Here is a 13,503-nt window from a genome sequence, read left to right on the forward strand (position 1 = left end):
GGGGAGAAATTACAAAAAAAATGTGTAAAATTTAGGGAATTTTAATTTTCTAAAAAATTAGTTATTAGCTGTAATATTTCGAGCCAAACTGACCTAGAATACTTATTTGGAACACTAATAGCATTTATGTCAGTATAGTTAAATAGTTTTTTAAAATAAGGATGTGCAATTTTAAAAGATACATTAAGTAGAGATTCCTCATGAGCAAGAAGGTTTAAGCAATATTCTGGAAATGTGTCTTCGTTTCTTTGAATAAACTTTCCATCATATATCCAAAACCCTTTAGAAGAAAGACATTCCCATATTTTGTAAAAACCTGGACTTAGATTGCAAAATGTTTTGAAGTCTTCATTATTTAAAATATCATTCTCTGTGTAATTAATATCAGATTGCTTTTCTTTTTCACATTCAAAATTAAAAGTCTCATTATGGTAAACACTCGAAAATGTTTTAAAATTAAATTCCGGGTTATTAATATTTTGTTGAATATTTATAGTTACTTGTTCCGATTTTGCTCCTTGGTTTTTATAAACGTAAAACATAGCAAGCTTCATGAAATCATCAAAACATTCATTACTAAGGTTTTGTAATTCAATAGTTGTATCTTCAATTGCTTCTTTTGGTTGATAATTATCATCCACTCTAAATAAAGGATAATTAACGAAGTCTGGAACATTAGAAGAGAAATTGCAATTCTCATGTTGGTAAATAACATAAGGGCGCGGAGAAAGCCGGATATGTGCTAAAAGATTGGATTGAAGGATTTGTGAAACCCAAAAACATGTCGTAGGATATTTTGGTTTAAACAGTCCAAGCTTTGCTATGTCATTAACATAAGGTGTAAGTTTTTTACAAAACTCAACAGAGAATTCATTAAAACTATTATTTAAAATAGCAATAACTTTTTCTCCAGCTTCATCTAAACGATTTTGAGAAAAATGATAATGGTAGTCTGCATTTTCTTTAATAAAGTCTATGCTATCTAATTGTAAAAAATAATTTATACGGTCTTTTTGTGTTAATTTAGAAAACCAATCTGATAATAGTTTACAGTGAATAGCAATATCAATAAGTTGATCTAAGTGAAAGATTATGTCATCTTTGTTTTCATTGGGAGAGTTACAAATTCGAGTGTAATATTGCTCAAATGATTCTGTACCATCTTGAAAATATTTTATTAATGCTTTTGTTGTGCTATTAGCTTGCGTATCATTCTGATACTTTCTGAGCCAAATCATCCTGGAAATCTCCTTGTAATATATTTTACACTTATGCAGTTATAAAAGATGACATCATGTATAAATTTAATAACGTTACTTCAAAATCAGCAAGTTTTTTCTGAAATTATCTGAACGCAACTTTGCGTTTAAAAAAATCCATCAAAATACAAAATTACGATAACTTTGAAAGAAAATAAAAAAGGCTTTCAAAACTGTTGAAGCAGAATTGAAAGCCCCTTGTAAAAGAATTAAACAATTGCAAACTGCTGAACTTCCTCCTTTGTAAGCTCAACAAGTTTCTTTCCAATCTTTCTTGCATATCTTGAAAGTTCAAGAAGATTTACATTGCAAGAAGGTGCACTTTTATATGGATCTGGAGTTTCATAGTACGAGTTAGGAAGTTCTACACCTTCTAAGAATTTTGGTCTTTCTAATGTTTTAGTTCCATTCATAGTTATACACCTCCAAAAGTTTTTTAGCATTAATCTCATTAATGAAGAATTGATAATCGTGTAACATCCCTAAGAACTCTGCATTAAATGTTTCAATGTAATGTTCAAGCAATTCTTTATTCAATGCAAAGCCGTGCATGGCTCCTTCATATCCCCATTGCACAGATTTATCTGCTGCAATGGCAAACAGATGTCCGCCTACACCAGAATACTTTTGTTTACCAAAGTCATGTTTATTATTCTGTGGTGCAGTGCAAGCCCAATGTAAAAACGCTGCTCGCGAATTTACATCATTCTTTACGGCAACCAAACCCTGGATTTCCTTTGTATCTTTCAGAGCCAGTTCATAAACTTCAACATCAGCAGGAAGTTCAATCCAATTAATTTGCCAGCCGTTTTGTTCTGTATATTGCTTCAAATAAGAACGGCTTTCGATTTTAAAGACAACTGTTTCTTTCATTTCTCCAGTTACAGTGTCTTTTAAACAAGGTACAATTTCATCAATCCATATATTAATGCAGCCTTGCTTTAATAATCTCTGTCGTTCTTCCATATCTATATTATACCATGAATAATCCAATTTTTCCATGTTCATTTACCTCCCTTTAAGCTATTCCGAATCTCTGTGAGATTTTTGAAAGTTCTTCTTCATTAAGCTTCAATTCTCCAAGTTCCAGTCTTGCGATTCGCTTGTCTTTCAGAATTTGTGATTTCTTCTTTCCTTTTTCCAGTTCTGACAGAACAAAAAGAACTCCCAGTTTGAAAGAATCAGAATTGATACCTTTGCCTGTATTAGAAGTCTTTTCTTCGGAATCATCTTCTACAACTCCGGCCTTCTTTCTGGCTTCTGCTGCCTTAATCATTTCATGTGCTTTATTGATAGATATACTGCCGTTCTGAATTTTTTCCAGAAGAGTAGAGTCTGCTTTCTTTGCAATCTCACGCATTTTGCAAACCTGACGAGCAGACTTATTAAGCTGACGGCCAATTGCTTCATCAGAAGAGCCTTGTGCGTTTGGATTTGAACGGCGGATTTCATCGAGCTTTAAGAAGGCGGCGAAATATTCTCCATCTGTTAAACGTCTGGAGTTCAGCTGCATCTTATACTCATACTCGATCGTTTCATCACGGCTATAAAACTTCTTGATGATTACAGGGACTTTTTCAAGTCCTGCTTTCTTTGCGGCCATAAAGCGTGAATGTCCATCAACAATGATATAAGCCTCAGTTACAATAATCGGCCGTGATTTATCAAATCCATTTGCCCTCATATCATTTGCAATTTCCGCAACCTTATCATTCTCCTGCTGAAAAACATTCTTGAAGTCTCTGTCAAAATGAAGCTGTGAAACTTCAACCATCTTAATCTTTGCATTATCTTTATCATTTGTTTTTACAGTCTTCTTTCCAAATATACCCATATTCACTTCTCCTTATGCAATTTCTTTATCCAGTTCTTCAAGCTTGCTGTTTAGCATGTTGATTGTTTCTTCATCTTCATTCTGATCAATAAAGATTTTCTTCATAACGTTTCTTGCCAAATCAACAACCTTATCATCTTCAAGATGTGCAGCATAATGATTGAGCATGGCCTCGGTTTTGTGGCCAGAGAGAGCCATTACATAACGTTTGTCTTTTACATAATCCAGCATTCTTGAACAGAAGAAGTGGCGCCAGGAATGGAAACAGATTTCTTTTGAGTTTTCATAACCAATGTCTTTAAGTGCACGTTTGAGGTATTTATTAAATTGCTTACTGTCCATTGGTTTTTCAGGTACTGTGCTGTAGAAAATGAATCCATTATCAAAGGGATTAAAGTCTGCAAGCATCTTGAGTTTTAAATAAAGCTGATGGGAAATAGGAATAGGCACAGAACGTTCTTCACCGTTTTTACAGCATTTCAAACCATCGTATTTGGACCAGCTTTTGCGTACATAGATTTCATCATCACCAAGATCATCAATTGTGAGTGCCTGAATTTCTCCGGCTCGCATTCCTGTGTGCATTGCAAGTTCATTTGCAATCTTTGCTTCGTCATTATCCCAATCAAGTTCCATGAGGCGGTTTGCAGTTTCCATATCAATGACTTTTCGTTCTTTACTCTGATTGGAACATTTGATAATTCCATCAAAGCAATTGTTTTGTGTCAGGTCGTGATAGTAAGCCCACTTCATAGGAATTGTGATTGTTTCAATAATTGAGTTTACAGTTTTAGGTGCAAGCTTCTGGGCTTCATCGCTAGAGAAGAATGCTTCAACATCGTTTCTTGTAATTTCACCAACACACTTTCCGGCAAGACGAGGAATCCAGTAAAGGCGGGTTCTGCTCATAAGTGTTGCACAATACTGACGATGGATAGACTGTTTCTTACCAAGCTTCTCTCTTACATAAGGAGACTTTTCAAAATCCCAGAAGTTTTCGAGGAAGTCTTCAATCGGAATACTTCCCTTTGAAGATTTAGGAACGGCAGAGTAGAGGTAGTTTCTTTCCTTCAGAATCTTGATGATTGTCTCAATGTCTTCTGTATCAAAGTCTGCGGTGCGTAAATCGTTGAAGAGTCTGATCTTATCAATACTCTGAACTTTGGAGTCCTTGCTGTTTACTCGGACAGGAATGTTTCCGGTTACAATCCATTCCATAACCTTGCGTTCAGCTTCTGCACGATTTTTACAGCCAGTAGATTTGTTGTTGGAAAGACTTCCATCTGCAAGACGGATTTGAGCGTAATAAAACCCAGTATGGGCTTTAAAAATTAAATAGGGCTTAGCCATATTCACCTCACTAAGACCGTAAATCAGTTACTTAAACTGTTTACTTAAATTAGTAATTTGAATCACGCTAAGCCCTACTTGATTGGGTTTAGTAGTGTGCTATTTCTTTATAACATAAGGAATTAGCAGTATAGCGGGGGCAGGACTCGAACCTGCGGCCTCCGGGTTATGAGCCCGACGAGCTGCCAACTGCTCTACCCCGCGTCGTATTGTTTGGGTATTATAGGTGGTTAGGCGGATATTGTCAAGGCCGAATGCGGAATTTTTGGCAAATTTTGGTGTTTTTTTACAAAAATTTGCACAAAATGTTAGAAAAGAGTGTTAATTAGTAGCGTTTTCGTCAGTTTTCAAGGATGTATATTTTATTCTGCATTCAATAATGGCCATAAGGACAACTGCTACCGAAAACCAGCGGATATCTCCCGAAAAGCCTGCAAAGAAATCATAAATTCCATGAAGCAGTACAGCGGCTATCAGGCAGGAAATACGTACAGGTTTATTACGGCAGGAATAAATAAATAATCCGCAGAGTCCTGTACACATCATATGGATAACATCAGAAGTAAAGATTCTTACAGCGATCTGACCATAAAGAAGTGTAGCACCGCGGCTGTTTGCAATCTGAAGGTGATCAAAATAATAAACAACAGATTCAAAGCAGCCCAGAGAAAGACCTGCAGTAAAGGCGAGCAGTAAAAAGTTCAGACGGCCGGTCGCAGGATTATCGCAATTAGCTTCATCATAAGGTTTATGAGTAAGGGGAAGTAAAGCCAGAGTTTTTATTGCTTCTTCAACAAGGCCGTAAAGCAGGATTGATTTCAATAGGGCGCGGACAACAGGGGAGAGTGGTAATCCGGGAATTGCAGGCATAAAGTACTGGATAAAAGAAATCGGAAGAACAGCTGCAAGGCCAAGAAGAACTGCAATCAGCTGATGTGTGAGCCTGAGCTTAAATGCAGTCGAAAAAATCACAATGGCAAGGATCAGAGGAACAAAACAAAGTGCTATACCCATGGAACTCTCCTGAATAAGCCGCGCACGGCAATTACGTTAATTAAAGAATACACGAAACCTTTAATTTTTACAATTCGCATGCTATACTGTTACTATGAGCGAAAGCATGAATAATTCGATAGTTCTTATGGGCTGTAAACATTGCGGAAAAACTACACAGGGAAAACTTCTTGCAAAGAAGCTTGGAGTTGATTTCATAGATACTGATGATGAGATTGGACGTATCCGTGGTATTGATTTTCGAACTTTGTACAAAACAAAGGGCGTTGCAGAGTTTACACTTGCAGAAGAAGAAGCTTGCCGTTCAATTATGAAGGAATTTGGAAACAGTCAGATTGTAGTTTCAACTGGTGGTGGAATCTGTGATAATCCGCCGGCCCTTCAGGCTCTTCGCGATTGTGGTACTTTCGTTTTCTTGAAGCTGGATATTAAACATTCAGTTAGCCGCATTATGGCAAAAATCCAGCAGACCGAAACAGGTTCCTTTATAAATGCACCTGCCTATGTTTTGAATGAAAATCCGACATCGCTTTCTCAGATACAGGACATTCTGATGAAAAAATATCGCGATCGTTATCAGCAGTATCAGGCAATAGCTGATGTTGTTGTGGACATAAAAAATGCGCCGATAGAAGAGAATTTTAGAACTCTTATCGACGCATTGGATATTAAGTAGTATCAGTTAGTTACAGCCACAGCCACCGCAACCACCGTCTCCACAGCTTCCGCTGCCGCAGTCTCCGCCACCGCATCCACCACAACCTCCGCAGCCACCGCCGCATCCGCTTGTTGGTGTAAGTTCTTCTTCTGTTGCGTCGCGAACATTTACAACTTCGATATCAAAATTCAAAGTTTTTCCGGCAAGTTCGTGATTTCCATCAATAGTGATTTTATCGCCTTCTACCTTTGTAACGTGAACAATAGAAAGTCCCTGTGGAGTCATCATCTGGAATGGCATTCCTACAGTGATTTCGCCGTCGAACTCAAACTTATTGCGGTCAAGTTCAACAATAAGGCGCTCATCATATTCGCCATAACCGTCTTTTGGCTCAATACGTGCAGAAAATTTATCGCCAGGTTCGTGACCAGCCATAAGATTTTCAAGGCCAGCAATCAGATAGCCTCTTCCGTGAACATAACCGAGAGGTTCGCTTCCAACAGAAGAATCAAGCTGCTGTCCAGCTTCGTCTTTTAGTGTGTAGTGGATTTCAACCCACTTGTCGTTTTCAATTTTCATTTAAAACCCCATTCCCATATCATCAAGATTCTGGGCGTTATCCTGAACAACCTCTTTAATTTCAGGGCATGCATCAATAAGGTATCTTTCAATTCCCATCTTAAGAGTCATAACAGCCATTGGACATCCGCCGCAGGCACCAGTAAGATTCAGGTGAACCTTATAATCATCATCAATACAGACAAACTCCATGTCTCCGCCGTCAGCCTGAAGCTGTGGACGGAACATTTCAAGAGCTTCTTTTACAGTTTCAAGCAATTTTGGATCTTCAATCATATTAACCCCTGTATAAGGCCGCGGACGGCCGGTGTTTAATAAAGTCTACTATAAGATAATAAAAAAAACGGTACTATTCAATCAAATTCGCTGCAGTCTGCTCGAAATTATGAGGATCTTCGAGCCAGTCGTAGGCCAGGGTTGCAGAAATCAGTTTTCGACCATATTCACGGGTTTCGGCAAAAGGTACGGTCTCAAGGAAAAGATCCAGAGGCATATTGCTCTTTTTACCGAATTCAATGAGGGAACTTTGAAGCCAGCGGCGAACTCTTGTAATTCCGGCATTATATGAGAAAAAGCCAAGAAGGGCAGAATCTTCGCAGCGGGAAATCAGAGTTGAAAGATAATATGTACCAAAGCGGATATTAGTTTCCGGATCGGTGAGGGAGTAATCAGACATTTTGAAGCGGCGGGCAATGTCGCTGCCTGTAAATTCCATAAGTTGTGTAAGTCCTATGGCACCAGCTGAACTTATGACATCTGCATCAAAAAAACTTTCGCTTCGAATAAGGGCGTACATCACAGGCTCACTGATTTTATATTCTTTGCAATATTTTGAGACAAAATTTTCGTAATAATGAGGATAAACAAGTGAAAGTTCTTCTCTTGTGATTTCGCGGTTAGCAAGTCGCTGGGCGCGGGCAGCAATTCGGAGCGACTGGGTATAATAGTCCGAGGTCTCAGGAACAGCCGGGTCAACACATTTTGCAAGGAAGTCTGCAAGATAGAAGTTTGTTTCTGTTGAGATTGTAGCGCCTTGAGTTTTCTGCCATTCAGGATAAATCAGTTCAGGAAAGCCAAAATAAGCATAACCAAGAAGGAGATTTTCCTGTGAACGGGTATTTTCAGTAGCAGCGGGAATTTGGTGAGAACTCTGTGATTCATGTACGCTCATAGGTGAGCAGAGAACTCCTTTTAGTTCAATTGGCTTTTTATAGAGTCCCAGCCGGTATGCTGCAAGTGCCTTGTAATATAAAGAGCTTCCTCCATGGCAGGCACGGGTAAATGCAGATATTACATCTTCATCAGTTCCTTCTACAAGATTTTCCTGAATAAGACGGCCGTATATATAGGCAAACTGAGCGGTTGTTAAATCTGATGCGTAACCGTCAATAGCTTTATAAATCTTTCCAAATTCATTCCAGCGGCCTGCGGCGAGTAGAGCTGATACCAGCTGTTCAAAGAAATCTTCAAAATATTCGCAGTCAGACCACTCTCGGGAATATTCATCGATTGATTCAATAATAGAATCCATTGAGAAATTGAGGGAAGTGTTTAAAAGATACCACAGTGCATTATCTTTCTGGAAAGAAGTTTCGGCGGTTGCCATAGCTGATTCAAAACACTGACGGCTCTGTCTGTAAAAAATACCGGCTTTTTCATAATAACGGCCGGCATAAAACCAGAAATAGTATTCCGCTGGTGTACCGGCAAAATCCTGTGCAAGCTGGCGGAACAGTACGGCATTTTTTGTATATTCTACACTTCCATATAAATAGTTTTTTCCGAAATCGGAAATCAACTGAGGGACTGGTGAAAGTACTCCATCCTTAAAATATTCTGTCAGCATTGTAGAGCAGTAAATTGTATAAGAATAATTGCGTTTATAAGATTCAATCCTGTAATTCATTGCAAACTGCTGAGGTGTAAATTCCAGAGAAGTTGCCATTTCTGAATTAGGATTTTCGTATGCGGTTGTAAAGTCCGGGTGATTGTAAAAGTCGCGGTAGAACTGGTAGTGCTCGGTGGACATAGGACACTCGGTGAACCAGCGGTAGACTTCGGTTTCGTATGAAGAGTCGCCGCGGCGGCCCATTGCCTCCAGGCGGAGGCGGATTACTTCATTTTTTGCGGTGGAAAAATCCAGATTAGAGGTACACTCAATCAGTTTGTTGATTTCTCCGGAAGCAGAAAACTGGCGGGCGGCAATCAGAATCGCATCATCTCCGGGGAACTGCTTGAGCAGATTCTCAGCGGCTGTATTCTTCTCCTGGATATTTCCGAAGGTGCACAGTGCTTCGGCGCTTTTCTGCGCGATTACGGGGGTTCCTTTTTTTATACAGCGTTTGAATTTCTCGCGGGCGGCGTTCTCATTGCCTTCCTTCAAAAGTCTTAGACCAATAAAATATTCAGTATCATCACCGAATTTTTCCTGGCCTTCAGGATGCGGTGCACCTTTACAAGATACGGCACTTAGCAGCATAAATGAAGCGAGAAAATAACTTATAAAACGACGTAAAGCAAAGGAAGTAGGGCGCATAATCTGCTGCTCCTACTCAGCTGGAATTACTATTTTAGTTCCAGAAATAATATAATCAGGATTCTTTATTCCATTGTAGCGTGCAATATACTTGTAGCGCCAAGGATTCTTATAGTAAGTATCAGCAATATCCCAGAGAGTATCACCCCATTTGATCTTGTAAGTGATATCCCTAGGCTTTTCTTCTGCAACAGGTGGCTGAGCTGGAACAACTTCTTCTGCTTTTTCAATAATGATGATTTCATCTTCTTTAGCTTCTGGAACAGCAGGCTCAGGTTCCGGTTCAGCAATTGGAGCAGGAGAAGGCTCTGGAGCAGGCTGTTCTGCAACAGCAACTGTTGTATCAGCATTTTTTGCATTTTTCTTTGTAATAAGATTATATTTTGATGGAATAATAAACAGAATAAGAGCTGTCGCAATAATACAGATGATTGCGCAGATTATACAGATTATTACAGGAACCTTTGTCTTTTTCTTTACATCATCTTCGTCAGTCTGAGCAGGAGTGCCGCGTTCGGTTTCTTCATCATAAAGTCCGTCAAAGTTCAAGCCACCTGCAGCAGGAGTTTCTGTGTCAAAAGTAGGGTCTTTCATATCATCCTCAGTATTAAAGAAGTCATCCGGGAAATCCGAATTCTCAGTTTCATTTTCAGTTCCAAAATCAACATCGGTTGAATCAGAAGTATCATCAGGAATGTCAAAATCCATATCAGGCAATCCTGAATCTTCTTCTATAAAATCTTCATCTGAATCCGAAGTTACAGTTTCGTCAGTTGTTATTGTTTCATCAGAAATAATTGTATCGTCTGATGTATCAGCAGCAAATGTTTCATCTGATGTATCTTCCACTATCGTTTCATCAGTAGCGGTGTCATCTGGAAGATCAAAGTCCATATCCGGTAAACTGCTGTCTTCAGTAACCAGAGTTTCGTCAGAGTTCTCTTCCGGAATATCAAAGTCCATGTCTGGGAGACCGGCATCTTCAGTGGTTTCGGCTTCTACGACATCTTCGCTGAACTCTGCATCCTCAACAACTTCGTCGGCATTTTCCTCAATTATCGGTTCTTCAGCTTCAGCAGCCGGCTCCTCAACTGATTCATCAACAATTTCTTCAGCAGGCTCTTCAATCACCGGCTCATCAACTGCAGTTTCATCCAGAGAAAAATCAGATTCTTCAATAGTGTCTTCTGCTTCAACAGTTTCATCAGTTGCGACATCCTCGACTACTTCTTCAGTCTCAGTTTCCTCTGTTTCATCCGAGTTCTTCATTGCCATTGCCGCAGCTGCCGCAAGAAGACCGCCTGCTGCTACTGCACCGGCAACCTTAGCGCCTTTGCCATCAGATTCTTCCGAATCGTTTATATCATAATTATCAGTAATAAGACGCTCTTCCAGAGTGCGGGAAACAAGAGTGATAGTTGTATTGCTTTCGTTACCAGTTTCAGGGTCAACAATCTTTGCAGAAAGCTGGTTATCTTCGTCGAGAGAAATACTGAATTTAATATCAGTTTCACCATTAGGGCGGGCAGTTAAATTTTCAATCTGGAGGGAATCAACATATTCGGCATCATCCATAGAACAGGTTGCAGAACGATAGAGGTCAACCATAACCTTAGTCTGATTATTATGCGCCGTTGTAAGCTCAAGTTTCTTTTCCGAAGGAGTATTATCCTCCAGAACAGGATAAAAGGAGCCGTCTGCAAGTTTGATACCAATAGTTTTCATAAAAATCCTCTCTAAATTATCGGCAAAATACCCACCATATTATATGGTAAAACATCTGTCCTCAGTTTTCAAGTGCTGTTTTCTAAATTATTTCTATGGATATAACACTTTTTTCATTTACTTATGCGGGTTTTCAGATTATATTTGAAGAAATATATTTATTCGATTTTGGTCGTACGCGGCCATATCAAAGGAGCTCAGAAACTATGAACATTAAGGGAACACAAACAGAAAAAAATCTGCAGACGGCTTTTGCTGGCGAATCACAAGCCCGCAATAAGTATACATATTTTGCCAGTCAGGCTAAGAAAGAAGGATATGAGCAGATTGCTGCAATTTTCCTTGAGACTGCAGAAAACGAAAAAGAGCATGCAAAAATGTGGTATAAATTGCTCAATGGTGGAATTGGAACAACTCCAGAAAATCTTGCAGCAGCTGCAGACGGTGAAAACTACGAATGGACAGATATGTACGATGGTTTTGCTAAAACAGCACGCGAAGAAGGCTTTGAAGCAATTGCTAAGATGTTCGAAGGTGTTGCAGCAATCGAAAAGCATCATGAAGAGCGTTACCGCAAGCTCCTTAAGAATATTGAAGACAAACTTGTATTCTCAAGCGAAGGTGATGCAATCTGGCAGTGCCGCAACTGTGGTCACATCGTAATTGGAAAAGAAGCTCCAAAGGTATGCCCAGTTTGTGCACATCCTCAGGCTTATTTCCAGATTGAAGCACAGAACTATTAATAGACATCAGATATAAAAAGGCCGGGCACTAAAAAAATGCCCGGCCTTTTTTATGTGGTTTTGATATGTCTTTCAGACTACTCAACCACCATATTACTATTTTGCATCGGCAGCTGAACCGTTATATTCATAACTGTATTCAGACATAGCAACCAGTTCATTTACAGTTGTACCGAACTTTTCAGCAACATCATATTCAGAAACCTTATTTACGTTTCCTTTTGCATCATATTTAATCAGAGTTCTCTTGATAACCTGCTTATCAGAATTGTAAGTAGTGATTTCATTCAAAGCACCGTTTGCACCATAGCGGAAAACTAAAGAAGTCTGTTTTCCTGCAAAGGCATCAAGCATAGCTGCAGAATCAATAGCACCAGCTTCAGTATAGTTATATTCAGTTTTTTCGCTGAGAGAACCGTCTGGATTATATTCATTTACAGAAATAACGCGGTTATTGTCATCATACTTGTAAATAGTCTTCCAGATTAAAGCACCTTCGCCATCATAGCTTGATTCATCTGTAAGAAGGTTATTGTCATAAGTATAAATTGTGCGTGCGCGGAGGTTACCCTTTCTGTCATATTCAGAAGCATCTGTTTTAAGACCATTCTTATAGGTAAAACTGTTTTTCCATACGATTTCTCCATCAGCACTTGTACAAAGCTGTTCTGCAAGATTTCCAGCTGAATCATAAGTAGAAGAAATAGTATTGATTACAGCATCTTTTGGAGTTAATTCAGAAGATGAAGCTTCTTTTCCGTTTGAATCAAAAATGTGTGTAATCTTTAAGCTTGGAGTTCTGTATAAGGTTCCGAATCTTGTTGCAATTGAGAAGTTAGTTTCGGTATAGGCTTTTACGTTTCCAGTAATTGGAGCGTATTTGAAGATATCTGCTGCAAAAAGCGAGAGGCTAAGACCTGCAGTAAGGGCAAATGCGAGAAGTTTTTTCATAGTTCCTCCAGATAATATGTATAATTGGATATTTGCTAATGCAATGTTTATATTCTATACTATAATTCTTGAAAAGTAAAAAGAAAAAGGTAAATCAGAAATGACAGAAGAGCAGTGGAAGTATTTTTGTGATTTTAAAAAGGAATTTAAGCAGAAGATAGAAGAATGGAAAGCTTCTGCTCCAGAACTTACCCGCTTACAGCAGGAAGCAGCCCGTATTGCAAAAACTCCAGACTATCCTTTTGAAACTACAGTAGTATATAATCGCTCACTTGACGATATTACACCAGAAGATGATATCAAGCTTATAGTGATTGGTGATAATCCTGGAAAAGACGAGCAGCTTGCCAAAAATAACCGCTATCTTGTTGGACAGGCAGGAAAAATTGCTGAAGGTTACTTCCGTCGTAATTCAGAGCTTGGAGTTGATTTCCGCAAGAACGTCATAATTCTAAATAAAACACCGGTGCATAGTGCAAAAACCGCCCAACTCAAAACAATTGCAAAACAGGGTGGCCTATCAATTGCAGAACTTATAAAAGAATCTCAAATCTGGATGGCAGAAAAAACTGCTGCTCTTCATGCGGCACTTGGCACGGAACTCTGGCTTGTTGGCTATTCTGAACTGAAAGAAAAGGGAATGTTCTGTCAGTATCGCGATACACTAAGGAATGCGCTTGCAGAAAATCCGGCTGCCTGGAACAGAGTTTATGTTTTTCAGCATTTTTCAATGAATCGATTTCCGATTGATCTTGCTGACTTTATAAAGGCTAATAAAAAAGAAAACGCCCCGCTGGAATCTAATATTCACGAGCTGGGCGTTCTTCATAGAAAAGAAATATTTTCTATATAAT

The 13,503-nt window shown here is 38.9% G+C and carries 14 protein-coding genes and 1 tRNA gene; 3 read left to right on the forward strand and 12 right to left on the reverse strand.

Translation table 11 applies throughout. The features are described from left to right. Positions 1–41: 41 nt before the first annotated feature. The 7 genes from AABJ44_RS01765 to AABJ44_RS01795 form a co-directional block, all read right to left on the reverse strand. Positions 42–1,238, reverse strand: coding sequence for a hypothetical protein (locus tag AABJ44_RS01765; protein ID WP_338370221.1), 1,197 nt, complete (start codon positions 1,236–1,238; stop codon positions 42–44). Positions 1,239–1,468: 230 nt separating this feature from the next. Continuing rightward, positions 1,469–1,672 carry a hypothetical protein gene (locus AABJ44_RS01770; RefSeq protein ID WP_338370222.1) on the reverse strand — a complete coding sequence of 68 codons (204 nt, stop codon included), beginning with the start codon at positions 1,670–1,672 and terminating at the stop codon, positions 1,469–1,471. Further along, the gene (locus tag AABJ44_RS01775; RefSeq protein WP_338370223.1) at positions 1,659–2,225 is read right to left on the reverse strand and encodes a hypothetical protein; all 567 of its coding nucleotides are present in this window, start codon (positions 2,223–2,225) and stop codon (positions 1,659–1,661) included. Before AABJ44_RS01775 ends, AABJ44_RS01770 begins: the two co-directional genes overlap by 14 nt. 52 nt (positions 2,226–2,277) lie before the next feature. After that, positions 2,278–3,093, reverse strand: coding sequence for a ParB/RepB/Spo0J family partition protein (locus tag AABJ44_RS01780; RefSeq protein ID WP_338370224.1), 816 nt, complete (start codon positions 3,091–3,093; stop codon positions 2,278–2,280). A gap of 12 nt (positions 3,094–3,105) precedes the next feature. Next, on the reverse strand, positions 3,106–4,443 hold the full coding sequence (locus AABJ44_RS01785) for a tyrosine-type recombinase/integrase (RefSeq protein ID WP_338370225.1): 1,338 nt from the start codon (positions 4,441–4,443) through the stop codon (positions 3,106–3,108). Between the two features lie 131 nt (positions 4,444–4,574). After that, positions 4,575–4,647: transfer RNA gene (locus tag AABJ44_RS01790), tRNA-Met, on the reverse strand. Between the two features lie 117 nt (positions 4,648–4,764). Continuing rightward, the gene (locus AABJ44_RS01795) at positions 4,765–5,457 is read right to left on the reverse strand and encodes a PrsW family glutamic-type intramembrane protease (RefSeq protein ID WP_338370226.1); all 693 of its coding nucleotides are present in this window, start codon (positions 5,455–5,457) and stop codon (positions 4,765–4,767) included. A 94-nt stretch (positions 5,458–5,551) separates the two neighbouring features. Between AABJ44_RS01795 and AABJ44_RS01800 the strand changes: the two genes are divergently transcribed. After that, positions 5,552–6,133, forward strand: a complete 582-nt coding sequence (locus tag AABJ44_RS01800; protein ID WP_083379687.1) for a shikimate kinase — start codon at positions 5,552–5,554, stop codon at positions 6,131–6,133. A 6-nt stretch (positions 6,134–6,139) separates the two neighbouring features. On the opposite strand, the gene AABJ44_RS01805 is transcribed toward AABJ44_RS01800, so the two are convergent. From AABJ44_RS01805 to AABJ44_RS01820, 4 genes are all read right to left on the reverse strand, one after another. After that, positions 6,140–6,694, reverse strand: a complete 555-nt coding sequence (locus AABJ44_RS01805) for an FKBP-type peptidyl-prolyl cis-trans isomerase (protein WP_338370227.1) — start codon at positions 6,692–6,694, stop codon at positions 6,140–6,142. Beyond that, the gene (locus AABJ44_RS01810) at positions 6,695–6,970 is read right to left on the reverse strand and encodes a NifU family protein (protein ID WP_074641425.1); all 276 of its coding nucleotides are present in this window, start codon (positions 6,968–6,970) and stop codon (positions 6,695–6,697) included. Between the two features lie 73 nt (positions 6,971–7,043). After that, positions 7,044–9,230 (reverse strand): flagellar assembly lytic transglycosylase, encoded by a 2,187-nt coding sequence (locus tag AABJ44_RS01815; RefSeq protein WP_338370228.1) that lies wholly within the window; start codon positions 9,228–9,230, stop codon positions 7,044–7,046. 12 nt (positions 9,231–9,242) lie between these two features. After that, positions 9,243–10,955, reverse strand: a complete 1,713-nt coding sequence (locus tag AABJ44_RS01820; protein WP_338370229.1) for an Hsp70 family protein — start codon at positions 10,953–10,955, stop codon at positions 9,243–9,245. A gap of 206 nt (positions 10,956–11,161) precedes the next feature. Between AABJ44_RS01820 and rbr the strand changes: the two genes are divergently transcribed. Further along, complete coding sequence (gene rbr / locus AABJ44_RS01825; protein WP_074641419.1) at positions 11,162–11,698, forward strand: rubrerythrin; 537 nt, start codon at positions 11,162–11,164, stop codon at positions 11,696–11,698. 96 nt (positions 11,699–11,794) lie between these two features. On the opposite strand, the gene AABJ44_RS01830 is transcribed toward rbr, so the two are convergent. Further along, positions 11,795–12,649, reverse strand: coding sequence for a hypothetical protein (locus AABJ44_RS01830; RefSeq protein WP_338370230.1), 855 nt, complete (start codon positions 12,647–12,649; stop codon positions 11,795–11,797). 100 nt (positions 12,650–12,749) lie between these two features. Here AABJ44_RS01830 and AABJ44_RS01835 point away from each other — a divergent pair, with 100 nt between their 5' ends. After that, positions 12,750–13,502, forward strand: coding sequence for a uracil-DNA glycosylase family protein (locus AABJ44_RS01835; RefSeq protein ID WP_338370231.1), 753 nt, complete (start codon positions 12,750–12,752; stop codon positions 13,500–13,502). Position 13,503 lies beyond the last annotated feature (1 nt).

The organism is Treponema bryantii (genome assembly GCF_036492245.1).
Taxonomy (GTDB): Bacteria; Spirochaetota; Spirochaetia; order Treponematales; family Treponemataceae; genus Treponema_D; species Treponema_D bryantii_C.

Bases quoted from the DNA above. Each gene is read 5' to 3' on its own strand.
- AABJ44_RS01780 (WP_338370224.1), bottom strand. From the start codon at position 3,093: ATGGGTATATTTGGAAAGAAGACTGTAAAAACAAATGATAAAGATAAT.
- AABJ44_RS01820 (WP_338370229.1), bottom strand. From the start codon at position 10,955: ATGAAAACTATTGGTATCAAACTTGCAGACGGCTCCTTTTATCCTGTT.
- AABJ44_RS01785 (WP_338370225.1), bottom strand. From the start codon at position 4,443: ATGGCTAAGCCCTATTTAATTTTTAAAGCCCATACTGGGTTTTATTAC.
- rbr (WP_074641419.1), top strand. From the start codon at position 11,162: ATGAACATTAAGGGAACACAAACAGAAAAAAATCTGCAGACGGCTTTT.
- AABJ44_RS01835 (WP_338370231.1), top strand. From the start codon at position 12,750: ATGACAGAAGAGCAGTGGAAGTATTTTTGTGATTTTAAAAAGGAATTT.
- AABJ44_RS01815 (WP_338370228.1), bottom strand. From the start codon at position 9,230: ATGCGCCCTACTTCCTTTGCTTTACGTCGTTTTATAAGTTATTTTCTC.
- AABJ44_RS01805 (WP_338370227.1), bottom strand. From the start codon at position 6,694: ATGAAAATTGAAAACGACAAGTGGGTTGAAATCCACTACACACTAAAA.
- AABJ44_RS01765 (WP_338370221.1), bottom strand. From the start codon at position 1,238: ATGATTTGGCTCAGAAAGTATCAGAATGATACGCAAGCTAATAGCACA.
- AABJ44_RS01795 (WP_338370226.1), bottom strand. From the start codon at position 5,457: ATGGGTATAGCACTTTGTTTTGTTCCTCTGATCCTTGCCATTGTGATT.
- AABJ44_RS01770 (WP_338370222.1), bottom strand. From the start codon at position 1,672: ATGAATGGAACTAAAACATTAGAAAGACCAAAATTCTTAGAAGGTGTA.
- AABJ44_RS01800 (WP_083379687.1), top strand. From the start codon at position 5,552: ATGAGCGAAAGCATGAATAATTCGATAGTTCTTATGGGCTGTAAACAT.
- AABJ44_RS01810 (WP_074641425.1), bottom strand. From the start codon at position 6,970: ATGATTGAAGATCCAAAATTGCTTGAAACTGTAAAAGAAGCTCTTGAA.
- AABJ44_RS01775 (WP_338370223.1), bottom strand. From the start codon at position 2,225: ATGGAAGAACGACAGAGATTATTAAAGCAAGGCTGCATTAATATATGG.
- AABJ44_RS01830 (WP_338370230.1), bottom strand. From the start codon at position 12,649: ATGAAAAAACTTCTCGCATTTGCCCTTACTGCAGGTCTTAGCCTCTCG.